We start from the raw sequence: 15,198 nt of genomic DNA, 5'->3' as shown, positions 1-15,198 counted from the left end.
ATTAAAGTTTTTATTAGGATAAAACCTGTGGATACAATCTTTGCTGTTTCGAGTGGATTGTTACCTTCAGGGGTTGCAGTCATTCGGCTTTCTGGTCCTCATGTTGTGGATATAGTTAAAACGCTTTGTGGTCGTTTACCTAAAGCACGTTTTATGCATTATGGAAATCTTACTGCTCGTGATGGTGGTTTTTTAGATTCTGGTTTAACTGTTTTTTTTCCTGCTCCTCATAGTTTTACGGGGGAGGATTGTGCAGAATTCCATTTACATGGAGGAAAAGCAGTCGTTAATCGTTTTCTCGATGAATTGTCAACATTTTCTGGATGCCGTATTGCAGAGGCAGGTGAATTTTCACGTCGCGCTTTTATGGAAGGAAAATTAGATCTTGTTCAAGCAGAAGGTCTTGCTGATTTAATAGAAGCAGAAACGGAAAGCCAACGGCGTTTAGCTGTTATGGGTACAAGTGGACATTTAACGACGCTTTATCGTGATTGGCGTCATAAGCTTATGAAGGCGCGTGCTTTTATTGAGGCAGAACTTGATTTTGTTGATGAAGCAGATATTCCCAACGCAATATCTGATAAAGTTTGGAAAGATGTTGAGGATCTTTGTACTTCTATTAGGGAATATATTACTGAAGGAGAACGTGCGAGTATTTTACGTGATGGATTAAAAATTGTTATTGCTGGTGCTCCAAATTCTGGAAAATCAAGCATTATGAATCGTCTTTCAGGAAGATCTGTTGCTATTGTAACGGAAGAAGCAGGAACAACCCGTGATGCTTTAGAAATGAGAATTATTCTTGGTGGTTTACCTGTTTTTTTAACCGATACTGCTGGTTTTAGAAAAACAGAAAATAAAATAGAACAGATGGGAATAGAAGTTGCTAAACAGCATGTTAGAGAAGCTGATTTGGTTATTTTGGTTTATGATATAGGAAATCCTAAGCAAGTTGATTTACCAGAAACATCGGCTGAAATATGGTGTGTTGGTAATAAGCTTGATCTTTATGAAAAAAATGATCAGCGTTGGTCTATACAATTTTCCGCATTAACTGGTTTAAATTTTGATTCTTTTATCAAAGAACTTGAATTATTTTGTCATCATCGTGGTTCTGAAATTGGAAATATTGTTCCAGCACGTAAAAGGCAACTTCAATTATTAAAAGAAGCTGTTAAAGAGATTGAGTTTGCTCTCAATTATCATTCTTTTGATCTCAGTTTACGTGCAGAACATCTCCGTCGTGCAAGTGATTTTCTTGGAAAAATTACAGGAGATATTGATGTTGAAGATTTGCTTGATATCATTTTTTCAGAGTTTTGTGTTGGTAAATAATGATTCACGTGAAACATTGATTATTTCATAGACAGATTATAAAGATTATGTAATTTATATCCTGTTTCACGTGAAACCTTAGAAATTTTCTACGGAATGAATTAAATGCGATCATATGATGTTATTATTGTTGGTGGTGGTCATGCTGGCTGTGAAGCGGCTTCAGCTTCAGCACGTGTAGGAGCCAAAACAGCGCTTGTTACACATAAAATATCAGCACTGGGAACAATGTCGTGTAATCCTGCTATTGGTGGTCTTGGAAAAGGGCATCTGGTTCGTGAAATAGATGCGTTAGATGGTCTCATGGGAAGAGCAGCAGATGCTGCTGGAATTCAGTTTAGACTTCTTAATAGACGTAAAGGACCGGCAGTAAGAGGACCACGGACACAAGCAGATCGACAACTTTATAGAGAAGCAATTCAAAAACTTTTAAAAGAACAAGAAAATCTTACTCTCATTGAGGATGAAGTACTTGATTTGGTTGTTAAAGATAATTGTGTATCAGGTGTTATTTTAAAAAAACAAGGAACAATTTTTTCTGGTGCTGTTGTTTTAACAACAGGTACATTTTTAAATGGCTTTATTCATATTGGTAATAAAACATGGGCTGCTGGTCGTATGGGAGATCAGTCAAGTGTGAAACTTGCTGAACATTTGAAAAAATATCATATAAAACTTGGACGATTAAAAACAGGAACCCCTGCTCGTCTGAGTAAAAAAACAATTGCTTGGGAAACTCTCCAAAAACAACAAGCAGATGAAAATCCCGTTCCCTTTTCTCTTTTAACAGAGAAAATTGAACAGCCACAAATTGAATGTGCAATAACGCGTACAAATGCACAAACACATAAAATTATTCGCGAAAATATCTATCGTTCTGCTTTATATTCTGGAAATATTGAAGGATTAGGACCACGTTATTGTCCTTCAATTGAAGATAAAATCGTTAAATTTGGAGAACGTGATGGACATCAGATTTTTCTAGAACCAGAAGGATTAAATGATGATACTGTTTATCCAAATGGTCTTTCTACTTCTCTTCCTGAAGATGTACAAATTTCTTTATTGAAAACCATTGAAGGATTGGAAAATGCTACAGTTTTGCAACCTGGCTATGCTATTGAATATGATTTTGTTAATCCTCAACAATTAACGAAAAGTTTGGAAGTACGCTCTTTACCAGGTTTGTTTTTAGCGGGCCAAATTAATGGCACAACAGGATACGAGGAAGCGGCAGCACAAGGTCTTTTAGCTGGATTAAATGCTGCACGCAAGGTAGGTAAATTAGATGAAATACTTATAAGTCGTTCTACTGCTTATATTGGTGTTATGGTTGATGATTTGGTTTCACGTGGTGTTTGTGAACCTTATAGAATGTTTACATCACGTGCTGAATTTCGTTTATCTTTAAGATCTGATAATGCTGATACGCGTTTAACACCTTTGGCAAAAGAATGGGGTATTGTGAGTAAAGTACGTTGGGATTATTATCAGAAAAAGCAACAACGGCTTGATCAAGCACGATCAATATGTCAAAATCTCTTTTTAACACCTAATGAAGCTTCTGCTCATGGATTACACGTTAACCATGATGGAATTCGGCGTTCGGCTTATGATTTTCTTGCATATCCTCATATGACTGTAGAGCGTCTTTCACATTTATGGCCACAATTACAAGAAATTGATTCTAAAACAGTTGAAGCTTTAGAAATTGAAGCACAATATGCGGTTTATTTAGATAAACAAGCACAAGATATTGCCTCTCTTCAAAGAGATGAACGTTTAGAAATTCCTTCTTCTCTTAATATTGAGGCAATTTCAGGTCTTTCAAATGAACTTAAATCAAAAATTCAAGAAGTATCGCCTCGTTCAATTGCTGATGCACAAAAAATTGATGGCATGACTCCTGCCGCATTATCACTTATTATTACATATATTCAACGTCAACGGCGTGAAAAGGCTAAAACAGCTTAATGGATTTTTCTACAGAAAAAAAATATCAACAATTATTAAATATTATTCCTTCTGTTTCACGTGAAACGATGGAAAATTTAATGCAGTTTGAGTCTTTAATACTTCAATGGAATGCACATATTAATTTGATATCTGCTACAACTATACCAGATCTATGGACACGACATATTTTAGATTCAGCACAAATTTTTCCTTTATATGCTCATTCTTTACATTGGTGTGATTTAGGATCAGGAGGAGGTTTTCCTGCAATTGTGATTGCTATCTTTTTGAAAGAAAAAAAAGCAGGACATATTAATCTTGTTGAAAGTAATGGGAAAAAAGTTGCTTTTTTGCGAACAGTTATTGCTCAACTTAATCTTCCAGCAACGGTTTATCACGCTAGAATTGAAGATATATATCAAAAAATTCCCATATCTGATATTATAACGGCACGAGGATTAGCGCCGCTTGATACTCTTTTACAACTCATTTTTCCTTTATTAACAGAAAAAACAATAGCTCTTTTGCAAAAAGGTCGGGATTACGCTACAGAAATAAAAAATGCCTCTGCCAATTGGCACTTTGATCTGTTAAAACATAAAAGTAAAGTTGATGAAAATTCTGTTATTTTGGAAATTTCTCATATTCGATCATATAGAGGGTAGAGCAAAATGAGCGAAACACGAATTATCGCTATTGCAAACCAAAAGGGTGGAGTCGGAAAAACAACCACAGCAATTAATCTTGCTACAGCTTTAGCGGCTATTGGTGAAAATGTCCTTATTATGGATGTTGATCCACAAGGTAATGCTAGTACAGGTTTAGGGATTGATCGTAATAGCCGTCCTTTATCTTCTTATGATGTTTTGGTTTCGGGCGTTTCAATTACACAGGCGGCTTTAAAAACAGCCGTACCCAATCTTTATATAGTTCCCTCTACACTTGATCTCTTAGGAGTGGAAATGGAAATTTCTTCATCAAAAGATCGCATACAACGCTTACGTAAAGCTCTCTATGATGATCCGGAAATGGAAAAAAAATTCAATTATGTTTTAATTGATTGTCCTCCTTCCCTTAATCTTTTAACACTTAATGCTATGGGGGCTGCGGATTCTGTTTTAGTGCCTATGCAGTGTGAATTTTTAGCACTTGAAGGTTTAAGTCAATTACTTGAAACAGTAAAACAAGTGCGATCCGTACTTAATCCATCTTTAGAGATCCAAGGTATTGTTCTAACAATGTATGATGGACGTAATAATCTTTCAAATCAAGTTGTTGAAGATGTACGCTCTTTTATGGGAGATAAAGTTTATCGTACTGTTATTCCACGAAATGTAAGAGTATCAGAAGCGCCCTCTTTTGGTAAACCTGTATTGCTTTACGATCTCAAATGTGCTGGAAGTCAAGCTTATTTGCGTCTAGCATCAGAAGTGATTCAACGTGAAAAACAAGCACGCGCTGCTGCTTAGAAATATAAAAAAATAATCTAAAAATTCAAAGAGAAAAATTATGAATGATGATCTCTCAAAAAAAAGACTAGGACGTGGATTAGCGGCATTGATTGGAGATATCAATTTAAACAATAATATTGCACGTTCATCAAGCTTTGATAAATTAAATGAATCCGGTAGTCTTTCTGAGCAATTTATTCCACTTGAATCTATTTCATGTAATCCTCATAATCCTCGGCGTCATTTTACTGAAACAGAGCTTGATAATTTGACACAATCAATTCGTCAACACGGTGTGGTTCAACCGGTTATTGTAAGGCCTTTAAGAGATCATCCTCATCGGTTTGAATTGATTGCTGGTGAACGGCGCTGGCGTGCAGCACAACGTGCAAATTTAAACCAATTGCCAGTTATTATTCGCGATGTAGATGATAAAACGGCTTTGGAATTGGCAATTATTGAAAATGTTCAACGTGCAGATCTTAATCCTATCGAAGAAGCAAAGGGATATGAGATGCTTCTAAATGAACATGATTATACGCAAGTAGATTTAGCGCAAGTTATAGGAAAAAGTCGTAGTCATGTTGCAAATACGCTTCGTTTGTTAAAACTTCCAGAAAAAGTACAACAATTTTTAACTGATGGACAACTTTCCGCAGGTCATGCACGTTGTCTTATAACCGTTGATAATCCACAAGATTTAGCTGAGAAAATTATTCGTGAAGGGCTTTCTGTACGTCAAACAGAAATACTTGCATATGAGCAAGCTAATCCTAAAACTAAAAAACGTACCAATTCGGAGAAAGATGCTGAAACAAAATCTTTAGAAAAATTACTTGCAGATGTGATAGGAATGAAAGTTATTATTCGACATGGTAAAAAAGGTGGAGATTTAAAAATACATTACTCTTCATTAGAACAATTAGATGAAATTTGTCGGCGTTTACAAAGTTAATCAATTGTTCTAAAAATGTTTTTTAACAGTTATCTTTTAAAATTTTTATTATTCTATACATATGCTCTTTAGCAAATTCTATATTGCTTGAAGGTAAAAAGTTTTTTTCATAAGTAGAATTTTCTTCATTAGTAAGTACATACAATGTCGCTTGAAGTGCTAGGTGAGCAACAACAAAATCTTTCGGTGTTATATTATTTTCTTTTAAAATATTCACAAGTTTTGGATTATTAGAAATATAGGCAGCGTATTTTTCAATATTATCATTATAAGTATTTAAATCACTTTTTTTATTCGTTTGTTCTGGTTTTGAATATAAATTTTTACATTCTATTTTGATTTTTTCCAGCTTTAAAAGAAGATCTTCTGTTAAGGGATAATTTGCAATGAAAGGCGATATAAAAGAAAGCTCATCTATTTCTTGTTTTTTTTCTTGAGCGTATGATGCAAAAGGAAAAATGAAGAAAAAGCACAATAGAAGTTTAAACATGACTAAAATTATCCTTTCTTTTTTGAATTTCAATAAATATTTTTTCGTCTGTTATTCTTTATTTTTAGAAAAACATTTGTTAAATGTAATCGAAATAAACACAATTATTAGGAATGATAAAAACACGGTGATTTTTTAATGCACGGACTTTTTTATTAGATTAATGGGATGATATTTTTTAATGTCTCATAGCTGATTAGTTGCTCAAAATGAGTTTTTCACAGCTATCTAAAAGAATTGTCGCTTTAAAAAAATGTTTTTTAACAAATTCAAGATTGTTTAGAAATATAGTATTTTTCTCAGTAGAATATTCCTTTTCAGGTACAAATATGAGAAGCGTTGATATTTCTTTAAGAGCTAAGGTTCCTGAAGCAAAATCTTTCGGTGTTATATTATTTTCTTTTAAAATATTTACAAGTTTTGGTTTACTAGAAATATAGGTAGTGTAATTTTCAATACTAGAATGGATACTAGAATCATAACTTATAAGATTATTTTTTGTTTCTGGAAGTAAATTTTTACATTCTTTTTCAATTTTTTCCAGCTTTAAAAAAAAATCTTCTGTTAAGGGATAATTTGCGATGAGAGATGATATAAGAGAAGAATTATCTGTTTCCTTTTCCTCTGCCCTTGTTAGTTGAATATGTATCACGAAAAGAAAAAGGAGGAACAAACGTAATACGAACTTAAGCATGATTAAAAATTATCCTTTCTTCTTCGAATTTCAGCAAAGACTTCTTCATCTGTTTCTTCTTCCATTACAAGGTTTCTTCGCAACACACTATCATCCCAGCGGAGAAAGGGATTTGTTGTTTTTTCTTGCCCTAAAGTGACAGGAAGAGTCATGGCATTTTTTGCGCGCAGTAAAAAAACATCTTCTACTCTTTGCTGGAGTTTTTTATTATGTGGGTCAATTGTTAGCGCGAAAAGAGCGTTATTTTTTGTGTACTCGTGTCCACAATAGAGGAGTGTTTCATCGGGAAGTTTACGAAGTTTTTTTAAAGAATTTAGCATTTGTGCAGCTGTTCCTTCAAAAAGACGTCCACAACCAAGTGAAAAAAGTGTGTCTCCAGCAAACAGTAATTTTTTTTCAGAAAAATAGTAAGATAGCGCTCCTAGCGTATGGCCAGGTGTTGATAGAGCTAAAAGTGTGTGAGAACCAAAAAAAAGTTTCTCATCATGGTGAAGTGTTTGATCAAGATGATGAATCTTTTCTTTTTCTGCTTCTGGTCCAATAATTATAGCATTGTAAACTTGTTTTAATTCTGCTAGGGCTTCTACATGGTCGTGATGATGGTGAGTCACAAAAATAGTGTTAAGTGTCCAATTACGGCGCTTTAAAGCGTTATGAATCGCTTTGCTTTCTGGAGCATCTATTGCGGCTGTCATACCGCTTTTTTCATCATGAATGAGCACACCAAAATTATCTTCTCGACAGATAAACTGTTCAATCAGCATGTTTTTTCTCCTGAACAGTGTTTCGCAATGAATCTATAAAATAATTTGTGATGGTAAGTTTTTTAAGAATCAGATTTGTCCTCTTCTGTAAAAAGTCCTTTTGAATGTTTTATAATGATAGGCATTTGGGTAAGCATGAAAAGGACTGTTATAGGCATGACGCCAAAAACTTTGAAACTCGTCCAAAAATTATCGCTAAAATTGCGCCAAATAATTTCATTCAAAAGAGCAAGAAAAATGAAAAAAAACGCCCAACGATAGGTCAATTTTTGCCAGCCTAAATCATCAAGTTTTAAGGTAGAATCAAGAGCATAACGCAAAAGCGGTTTTTTAAAAAACATTCCACCAAAAAGTATCAAAGCAAATAAGCTATTAATGATTGTTGGTTTCATTTTTATGAAAGTTTCATTATGAAGCCAGAGAGTTAAAAAACCAAAAACTAAAACAAATATTCCCGAAATAAGAGGCATAATAGGAATTTGTTTTGCAAGGATCCATGATAAGCTTAGAGAAATAATAATTGCTACCATAAAAATAGCTGTTGCAGGGAAAATAGGCTTGCTAAAATTTTGAAAAAATTCAATGTTTTTTATCAACCATTCTCCTTTATAATTAGCAAAAAAGAAGGCGACCAATGGTCCCATTTCTAAAAGAAACTTAAGTGTTGGTGAAAGGGGCGTTTTTTTATTGTTATTCACATTTTTTTCAGAATTATTATGTGAATTAGGGTTAGATAAAGGCTGTTTCATACATGTTTTCCTGCAATAGTTTCGGCAAAGTCAGAAGCAGAAAAGGGTTGAAGGTCTTCAATATTCTCTCCTATACCGATAAAATAAACGGGTAATTTATATTTTGCTGCGATAGCGACAAGAATTCCTCCTCGTGCTGTTCCATCCAGCTTTGTCATGACCAAACCATTAACACCAGCAATATCACGGAAAATGTCCACTTGGTTGAGTGCATTTTGTCCGGTCGTTGCATCAAGTGTTTGAAGGATTGTATGGGGCGCTTGGGGGGTGTGTTTTCTTAAAACACGAATAATTTTTGCTAACTCATCCATCAATTCAGATTTATTTTGTAAACGTCCTGCTGTATCAATAATTAATACATCACTGTTTGCTTTTTTTGCTTTCTCAAAAGCATCAAAGGCTAAACTTGCAGCATCTGCACCTAATTTTGTAGAAATAACAGGAGAATCAGTACGTTCACCCCAAATATGCAGTTGCTCAATAGCTGCGGCTCGGAAAGTGTCACCGGCTGCAAGCATAACTTTTAATCCCCCTGCTGTTAATTTGGCGGCAAGTTTTCCAATAGTTGTCGTTTTTCCAGTGCCATTTACACCTACTAGCAAAATAACATGAGGCTTATGGCTGAGATCAAGTTCTAATGGTATTGCAACAGGTTCCAGAACTTTTTTGATCTCATCAGCTACAATAGTATGAATGTCATCTGGAGAGAGGTCTTTTCCATAACGACTGGAAGCTAAAGTATTTGTGATGCGCGTTGCCGTTTCTACACCGAGGTCAGCTTGAATCAGAATATCTTCGAGCTCTTGCAGTGTAGCTTCATCAAGTTTTCTTTTAACAAAGAGGTCACTAATTGATCCGCTTAGGCGTTGTGAAGAAAGCGATAGACCTTTTTTAAGGCGTCCAAACCACGCTGTCTTTTTTTGTTCAACAAAGGATTCAGACAAAATTTCTTCATCCTTTTTTTCACGGATGGTGTTTGTGACAATAATTTTTCCATAAGGGGGAATTTTAACAGAAAGGGAAGCTTTATCAGAATGAGATTCTAAAGGTGGAGATTTTTCATCACACTTTGTAGGTGTTGACTTTTTATTTTTTGTTTGTTCTTCTTTTTCTGTATCTATAGAGATTTCGTTGTTTTTTGTTCTTTCATTTTTGTCCTTCTTTTTTTCTATGATATCACTTTTATCAGGAATAGAAATTTGTTCCATTTCCTGCTCTTTAGATTTGTTAAAAGAAAATATTTTTTTTATAAAAGATTTTGTCATAAGAAATTTCCTGTTCAAGCAGCGTTTAATTTTGGAAGGACAGCAATTAATTTATCGCCATCATGGTCAACGATAAGGGCTTGAACAATTGTTCCTGCTTTTACACCTTTAATTTGTACAAGAGTATAATCTTCCGTTCGTCCGATTTCATCTCTTTCAACGAGAATTGTTTGTTGACTGTTTTTTAAATGAGCAAGATGCTTTTGGTAAGCTTCCTCACCTGCTTTACGTAGTCTTTCAGCACGCATTTTCACTATTCTACGGTTGATTTGTGGCATACGTGCGGCAGGTGTTCCTTCTCTTGGACTAAAGGGAAAGACATGTAGGTGGGTTAAATTACACTCTTTAATCAAAGCAAGACTGTTTTGAAACATCTCTTCTGTTTCGGTAGGAAAACCAGCAATTAAGTCGGCACCATAAACCATTGTAGGACGTTTGGCATGCAATTCTTGGCAAAATTGAATGGCATGTTCACGCAAATGCCGTCGTTTCATCCGTTTTAAAATCATATTATCACCTGCTTGCAAAGATAAATGCAAATGGGGCATGATTCTTTTTTCATAGGCTAAAAGATTTATGAGTTCTTCATCTGCTTCAATAGAGTCAATAGATGAGAGGCGTAATCGCGCTAAGTCAGGAATATGATGCAAAATAGCTGAAGTTAATTTTCCTAGAGTAGCTTTTCCAGGAAGATCGTGGCCATAACTTGTAAGGTCAACACCTGTAAGGACCACTTCTTGAATACCCACATCTGTCAGCTTTTTAATTTGTTCTATGACAGCACCCATGGGAACTGAACGAGATGGTCCACGTCCATAAGGAATAATGCAAAATGTACAGCGGTGATCGCATCCGTTTTGTACCTGTACAAAAGCGCGGGTACGTTCTTGCATTGCACTAACCATATGTGGAGCAATTTTTTTCACTTCCATGATATCATTGATACGCACCTTTTCGGTATGGTTAATACCAAAATCAGGAAGTTGACGATAAGAATGGGCGTGAAGTTTATCTTCGTTTCCTAAAACGAGATCCACTTCTGTCATTGAGGCAAAATTTTGTGCTTCTGTTTGGGCTGCACATCCTGTTACAATGATGCGCGCATGAGGATTTTCACGTCGCGCTTTGCGGATAGCTTGTTTTGCTTGTCGTACGGCTTCGGCAGTGACAGCGCAGGTATTAAAAATAATAGCACCATCTTTAAGCTGGTTTAGCCCTGAAGAAGTGCTCTCTTTGCGAATTATTTCCGATTCGTAGCTATTGAGTCGACAACCAAAAGTTACAATTTCTACTGCCATCAGGAGTGATCCTTTTTGTAGCACCCTGTTAAAGGGCTTAAAAAACCACTAAATTGATATTTTATTGGTCCTGTCATGATAATATGATTGTCTTCTCGGTAAAAAATATTAAGAGCTCCCTTTGGTAAATTCACATCAACATGGCGCTCTGTAAGTCCACGACGATAAGCAGCCACAGCACTTGCACAAGCAGCACTCCCACATGCTTGTGTTAATCCTGCCCCTCTCTCCCATGTGCGTAAATTTAGACTTTTCTTTGACGTTATGCAAGCAATGGAAATATTGCACCGTTCGGGAAACAGGGGATCATGTTCAAGTTTTGGTCCATATTTTTCTAAAGGAAAATGTTGAATATCATTTTCAATAAAAAAGATAGCATGGAGATTGCCAATGGATATAAGGCAAGCATCTTTTAGAGGACCAGCCGTAATTTCTACGTGATTGGTATCAACTATTTCACGTGAAACAGGCATCTCTTTTGCATTGAAATTTGGGCATCCCATATCAACAGAGATAAGATCGCCGGTTTGGCGTTTTCCTTCAATAATGCCAGCAGGAGTTTCTAAACGAAAATTTTCACCAAAATTACGGTCTGTGAGCCATGCAATAACACAGCGGGTACCATTGCCACAAGCTTTAGCTTTTGAACCATCAGCATTCCATATTTCGATGCGGAAGTCGGCTTTTTTCTGGGTTGGTGTGTGGATAGCCATGATTTGATCAAAATGCATTTCGGGATCTACCGATAAAGCAAGGATTGCTTGTGGTGTAAAAGCATGTGCGCTTTCACGCATATCCGCAACAATAATTTGATTTCCAAGACCGTCCATTTTGCTAAATGGCGTTTTCATGAAACTTCTCTATTTCTAATGATTACTTAATTAAGGGATATATGACTGAAAATCTTATAAATTTCTAGTGTTTAATAAATATAAAATTGGGTATATAAATTATTTCATTTAAAATAAGTAATTTAAATCCTGTTTTTTTTCATTTGTTAATTTATCTTTGTAACTATAACAAATATTCACTTGATTTTTTATAAGCTTATTTATTGCTGTGGGAGAGAGTACAGACATGGCGTTTTCAAAAGTTTCGTTTTTCGTTGCACTATCAACTGTAATGTTTTTAGGGGGATGTTCAACAACACGGTTTGATGGTAATGACGATGGTAACGCATTAGAAGTTTTTTATCCATCTCAACAAATGACAATATTAGAAGCGTCTGATCTGTCGTCCACTTCTTCGTCGATATCTGAAGATGCAAACGCTCCGATGTATGAAAAAGGAGATTCTCAGAGCGATGGACGAATGGCTAGTCTCGAATTGCCAAGCAATGCCACTGATTTATTTCCTGCAAGTATTGCTGGGGTATGGAATCTTTCTATGGGAGGAAAAGTTTGCCGGATTGCAACTCCACAAACAAAGTTTGGACAAGGGTACCGTGCTGGTCCTTTACACTGTCCAGGAATTGCTTCCCAAGTGAGATCGTGGGCTGTTAAAGGAAAAAGATTATATTTTTATAATAACTCTGGACGTGTTATCCTCGTTTTTTATTCTTCAAATGTTGATCGTTTTGAGGGACGCACACTTGATGATTATCCCGTTATTTTAAGTCGTTAAATCATTTTTGACCGTTTATGAAAAAGTAAGTTATAGAAACAGATTCGTGAAAAAAATTTGTATTTTTCATTGAGAACGGTTTGAAAAAGGTTGTTTGGATGATTCTCGTTTCAACACGCTATAAGGAGTTGGTCTCTAAAGGAGAAGTTTGTTTTGATCCAGCTCAATTAGTTTTAACAGAGCATTTTGATCATTTATTAAAAAAAATTGAGGAACAAAATGTTTCTCGTCCTTGGTTTTTGGTATTTTTGTCTTTTTTAAAAAGAATACTTAAAAGGAAAAAACAAAATATTGCTCGTGTTGCAAAACAAGGGGCTGAAAATGGATCTTTTCAGGGGCTGTATATTTATGGTGAAGTAGGACGGGGCAAAACCATGCTGATGGATTTGTTCTTTTCTTGTTTGCCGAAAGGTCATAAAAAGCGCGCCCATTTTAATGACTTTATGGCTGATGTGCATGAGCGCATTAATTTGTATCGTCAAGCATCTGGGCATACAAAATCTAAACAGGATAATCCTATTTTAGCTGTTGCTGAAGATCTTGCACGAGAAACAAAGGTGCTTTGTTTTGATGAATTTAGTGTAACAGATATCGCTGATGCTATGGTGTTGGGGCGGCTTATTTCTGCTTTGTTTGATAAAGGAATTTTCTTTATTGCAACTTCAAATGTGGCGCCCGATAACCTTTATTATAACGGTTTAAATCGCGAACTCTTTTTGCCTTTTATTCAAGTTTTAAAAGCATATGTTCGTGTTGTTAATCTTGATGCAAAAACAGATTATCGTCTTGAAAAATCAAATCTACAGCCCGTGTATGTAACACCTTTAGGGAAAAAAGCAGATGAATGCATGGATAAAGCATGGGCACTTGTATTGCAAGGAAATAAGGAGATATCTGATGAGTTTTCTATAAAAGGGCGCCTTATTCCTATTCCGCGTTTTGGTGCGGGATGTGCACGCTTTGATTATCGAGATTTGTGTGTACAGCCTTTGGCCGCGGCTGAGTATTTGGTATTAGGCGAGCGTTATCATACGATTTTTATCGATAATGTACCGGTTATGGATGATACATGTCGCAATGAAACAAAACGGTTTATTTTGCTCATTGATACTCTTTATGAGCGCCACATACGATTATTTATGTCTGCAGCAGCAGATGTGGAGCATTTGTATAAGGGGCATGCGCAGATCACGGAAACATTTGAGTTTCAAAGAACACAGTCACGTCTTTTTGAAATGCAAAGTCACGATTATTTGAAACTTTGGGAAGAACATTTTCTTTTGAAGAAGAAGCATTGATTATACTTTTACCTTTACGTAAACTGTAAAAATAATAACTCTTTGAAATTAAAGATATGCAATAATTCTGTTGTATTTTTTTTAAATTCACTTTATCGATACATCATGATAATTTTCTAATAGTTGTTTGTGCGGAGGGTTATTGTTTTTGTGAAGAGAGAAATTTGTAAATTTCATTGCTTTACTCCTTTTTATGATATTGTTTAAATATGGTTGAAGTCAAAAATATTCAGTATACGGACGCAAATGAGTGTGCGCTGGATTGTCTAAAAGTTAGGAAAAAATAAAATGGCACGAAAAAAAATAGCTCTCATTGGTTCAGGTATGATTGGTGGTACTTTGGCACATATTATTGGGCTTAAAGAGCTTGGTGATGTTATCTTATTTGATATTGCAGAAGGTGTACCACAGGGTAAAGCTCTTGATATTGCTGAGTCTTCACCTGTTGATGGTTTCGATGTTCATTTAAAAGGGGCAAATGCCTATGATGCAATTGAAGGTGCTGATGTTGTTATTGTAACAGCAGGGGTTGCACGGAAACCTGGTATGAGCCGTGATGATCTTTTGGGTGTTAATCTAAAAGTTATGGAACAAGTTGGTGCTGGAATTAAAAAATATGCACCTTCAGCTTTTGTTATTTGTGTTACAAATCCCCTTGATGTAATGGTATGGGCATTGCAGAAATTTTCAGCTCTTCCAGTGCATAAAGTGGTTGGTATGGCTGGTGTTCTGGATTCAGCGCGTTTTCGTTACTTTTTATCTGAAGAACTTAAAGTCTCTGTCAAAGATGTGACAGCTTTTGTTTTAGGTGGGCATGGTGATTCAATGGTGCCTTTGGTGCGTTATTCAACAGTTGGTGGTATTTCTTTGCCTGATCTTGTTAAAATGGGTTGGACAACACAGGAAAGAATTGATCAAATTATTCAACGTACCCGTGATGGTGGTGCAGAGATTGTTAGTTTGTTAAAAACAGGTTCTGCTTATTATGCACCAGCAGCTTCTGCTGTTTCTATGGCTGAGGCCTACCTAAAGGATACTAAGCGTGTTATGCCTGTTGCAGCCTATCTTTCAGGGGAATATGGGGTTAATGATACCTATGTTGGGGTACCTGTTGTACTTGGTGCAGGTGGTGTTGAACGAGTCATTGAAATTGATCTTGATAAAGAAGAAAGAGGTGCTTTTGATTATTCAGTAAATGCGGTTAAAAAGCTTTGTGAAGCTTGTATTGCTCTTGTGCCTAGCCTCAAGTAAATTGAACAGGATTTTGTTCATTAAAATTAAAGTATTTAGAATATTATAACTTTAGGACTAATAATAATC

15 protein-coding genes are annotated in these 15,198 nt (G+C 35.6%); 8 read left to right on the top strand and 7 right to left on the bottom strand.

Features of this window, described 5'->3' with window-relative positions:
- Positions 1 to 27: 27 nt before the first annotated feature.
- The 5 genes from mnmE to ACFIMU_RS02670 all read left to right on the top strand — a co-directional run bounded on the left by mnmE (position 28) and on the right by ACFIMU_RS02670 (position 5,697).
- Positions 28 to 1,335, top strand: coding sequence for a tRNA uridine-5-carboxymethylaminomethyl(34) synthesis GTPase MnmE (gene mnmE, locus ACFIMU_RS02690; RefSeq protein ID WP_375614918.1), 1,308 nt, complete (start codon positions 28 to 30; stop codon positions 1,333 to 1,335).
- Positions 1,336 to 1,440: 105 nt separating this feature from the next.
- Positions 1,441 to 3,309 (top strand): tRNA uridine-5-carboxymethylaminomethyl(34) synthesis enzyme MnmG, encoded by a 1,869-nt coding sequence (gene mnmG, locus ACFIMU_RS02685; RefSeq protein ID WP_375614337.1) that lies wholly within the window; start codon positions 1,441 to 1,443, stop codon positions 3,307 to 3,309.
- On the top strand, positions 3,309 to 3,956 hold the full coding sequence (rsmG, locus tag ACFIMU_RS02680) for a 16S rRNA (guanine(527)-N(7))-methyltransferase RsmG (protein WP_375607902.1): 648 nt from the start codon (positions 3,309 to 3,311) through the stop codon (positions 3,954 to 3,956). Before mnmG ends, rsmG begins: the two co-directional genes overlap by 1 nt.
- Positions 3,957 to 3,962: 6 nt before the next feature.
- Complete coding sequence (locus ACFIMU_RS02675; RefSeq protein WP_375606091.1) at positions 3,963 to 4,760, top strand: ParA family protein; 798 nt, start codon at positions 3,963 to 3,965, stop codon at positions 4,758 to 4,760.
- Between the two features lie 40 nt (positions 4,761 to 4,800).
- The gene (locus tag ACFIMU_RS02670; RefSeq protein ID WP_375606090.1) at positions 4,801 to 5,697 is read left to right on the top strand and encodes a ParB/RepB/Spo0J family partition protein; all 897 of its coding nucleotides are present in this window, start codon (positions 4,801 to 4,803) and stop codon (positions 5,695 to 5,697) included.
- A 22-nt stretch (positions 5,698 to 5,719) separates the two neighbouring features.
- On the opposite strand, the gene ACFIMU_RS02665 is transcribed toward ACFIMU_RS02670, so the two are convergent.
- The 7 genes from ACFIMU_RS02665 to dapF all read right to left on the bottom strand — a co-directional run bounded on the left by ACFIMU_RS02665 (position 5,720) and on the right by dapF (position 11,808).
- The gene (locus ACFIMU_RS02665) at positions 5,720 to 6,187 is read right to left on the bottom strand and encodes a hypothetical protein (protein ID WP_375606089.1); all 468 of its coding nucleotides are present in this window, start codon (positions 6,185 to 6,187) and stop codon (positions 5,720 to 5,722) included.
- A 196-nt stretch (positions 6,188 to 6,383) separates the two neighbouring features.
- On the bottom strand, positions 6,384 to 6,881 hold the full coding sequence (locus ACFIMU_RS02660) for a hypothetical protein (protein WP_375606088.1): 498 nt from the start codon (positions 6,879 to 6,881) through the stop codon (positions 6,384 to 6,386).
- Positions 6,882 to 6,883: 2 nt separating this feature from the next.
- Positions 6,884 to 7,645 carry a hydroxyacylglutathione hydrolase gene (gene gloB, locus ACFIMU_RS02655; protein WP_375606087.1) on the bottom strand — a complete coding sequence of 254 codons (762 nt, stop codon included), beginning with the start codon at positions 7,643 to 7,645 and terminating at the stop codon, positions 6,884 to 6,886.
- 62 nt (positions 7,646 to 7,707) lie between these two features.
- Positions 7,708 to 8,394, bottom strand: coding sequence for a septation protein A (locus ACFIMU_RS02650; protein WP_375606086.1), 687 nt, complete (start codon positions 8,392 to 8,394; stop codon positions 7,708 to 7,710).
- Positions 8,391 to 9,659: a signal recognition particle-docking protein FtsY gene (ftsY, locus tag ACFIMU_RS02645; protein WP_375614920.1), complete on the bottom strand. Its 1,269-nt coding sequence runs from the start codon at positions 9,657 to 9,659 to the stop codon at positions 8,391 to 8,393. Before ftsY ends, ACFIMU_RS02650 begins: the two co-directional genes overlap by 4 nt.
- Positions 9,660 to 9,673: 14 nt before the next feature.
- The gene (mtaB, locus tag ACFIMU_RS02640) at positions 9,674 to 10,957 is read right to left on the bottom strand and encodes a tRNA (N(6)-L-threonylcarbamoyladenosine(37)-C(2))-methylthiotransferase MtaB (protein WP_375609976.1); all 1,284 of its coding nucleotides are present in this window, start codon (positions 10,955 to 10,957) and stop codon (positions 9,674 to 9,676) included.
- Complete coding sequence (gene dapF / locus ACFIMU_RS02635) at positions 10,957 to 11,808, bottom strand: diaminopimelate epimerase (RefSeq protein WP_375614921.1); 852 nt, start codon at positions 11,806 to 11,808, stop codon at positions 10,957 to 10,959. Before dapF ends, mtaB begins: the two co-directional genes overlap by 1 nt.
- Before the next feature lie 226 nt (positions 11,809 to 12,034).
- On the opposite strand from dapF, the gene ACFIMU_RS02630 reads away from it, so the two are divergent.
- The 3 genes from ACFIMU_RS02630 (at position 12,035) to mdh (ending at position 15,129) form a co-directional block, all read left to right on the top strand.
- Positions 12,035 to 12,580 carry an AprI/Inh family metalloprotease inhibitor gene (locus tag ACFIMU_RS02630; protein ID WP_375696798.1) on the top strand — a complete coding sequence of 182 codons (546 nt, stop codon included), beginning with the start codon at positions 12,035 to 12,037 and terminating at the stop codon, positions 12,578 to 12,580.
- 98 nt (positions 12,581 to 12,678) lie between these two features.
- Positions 12,679 to 13,878: a cell division protein ZapE gene (zapE, locus tag ACFIMU_RS02625; protein WP_375606081.1), complete on the top strand. Its 1,200-nt coding sequence runs from the start codon at positions 12,679 to 12,681 to the stop codon at positions 13,876 to 13,878.
- Between the two features lie 288 nt (positions 13,879 to 14,166).
- On the top strand, positions 14,167 to 15,129 hold the full coding sequence (gene mdh / locus ACFIMU_RS02620) for a malate dehydrogenase (RefSeq protein WP_375606080.1): 963 nt from the start codon (positions 14,167 to 14,169) through the stop codon (positions 15,127 to 15,129).
- Positions 15,130 to 15,198: the final 69 nt, after the last annotated feature.

This window comes from Bartonella sp. AC70YNML, from assembly GCF_042196545.1.
GTDB lineage: Bacteria > Pseudomonadota > Alphaproteobacteria > Rhizobiales > Rhizobiaceae > Bartonella.
This window is presented reverse-complemented; position numbering and strand designations above follow the sequence as displayed.

What these genes read in the sequence shown, in the direction of transcription:
- zapE (WP_375606081.1), top strand. Translation starts at nt 12,679, where the DNA reads ATGATTCTCGTTTCAACACGCTATAAGGAGTTGGTCTCTAAAGGAGAA.
- dapF (WP_375614921.1), bottom strand. Translation starts at nt 11,808, where the DNA reads ATGAAAACGCCATTTAGCAAAATGGACGGTCTTGGAAATCAAATTATT.
- ACFIMU_RS02660 (WP_375606088.1), bottom strand. Translation starts at nt 6,881, where the DNA reads ATGCTTAAGTTCGTATTACGTTTGTTCCTCCTTTTTCTTTTCGTGATA.
- ftsY (WP_375614920.1), bottom strand. Translation starts at nt 9,659, where the DNA reads ATGACAAAATCTTTTATAAAAAAAATATTTTCTTTTAACAAATCTAAA.
- mnmG (WP_375614337.1), top strand. Translation starts at nt 1,441, where the DNA reads ATGCGATCATATGATGTTATTATTGTTGGTGGTGGTCATGCTGGCTGT.
- mtaB (WP_375609976.1), bottom strand. Translation starts at nt 10,957, where the DNA reads ATGGCAGTAGAAATTGTAACTTTTGGTTGTCGACTCAATAGCTACGAA.
- ACFIMU_RS02670 (WP_375606090.1), top strand. Translation starts at nt 4,801, where the DNA reads ATGAATGATGATCTCTCAAAAAAAAGACTAGGACGTGGATTAGCGGCA.
- ACFIMU_RS02650 (WP_375606086.1), bottom strand. Translation starts at nt 8,394, where the DNA reads ATGAAACAGCCTTTATCTAACCCTAATTCACATAATAATTCTGAAAAA.
- mdh (WP_375606080.1), top strand. Translation starts at nt 14,167, where the DNA reads ATGGCACGAAAAAAAATAGCTCTCATTGGTTCAGGTATGATTGGTGGT.
- ACFIMU_RS02675 (WP_375606091.1), top strand. Translation starts at nt 3,963, where the DNA reads ATGAGCGAAACACGAATTATCGCTATTGCAAACCAAAAGGGTGGAGTC.
- gloB (WP_375606087.1), bottom strand. Translation starts at nt 7,645, where the DNA reads ATGCTGATTGAACAGTTTATCTGTCGAGAAGATAATTTTGGTGTGCTC.
- ACFIMU_RS02665 (WP_375606089.1), bottom strand. Translation starts at nt 6,187, where the DNA reads ATGTTTAAACTTCTATTGTGCTTTTTCTTCATTTTTCCTTTTGCATCA.
- rsmG (WP_375607902.1), top strand. Translation starts at nt 3,309, where the DNA reads ATGGATTTTTCTACAGAAAAAAAATATCAACAATTATTAAATATTATT.
- ACFIMU_RS02630 (WP_375696798.1), top strand. Translation starts at nt 12,035, where the DNA reads ATGGCGTTTTCAAAAGTTTCGTTTTTCGTTGCACTATCAACTGTAATG.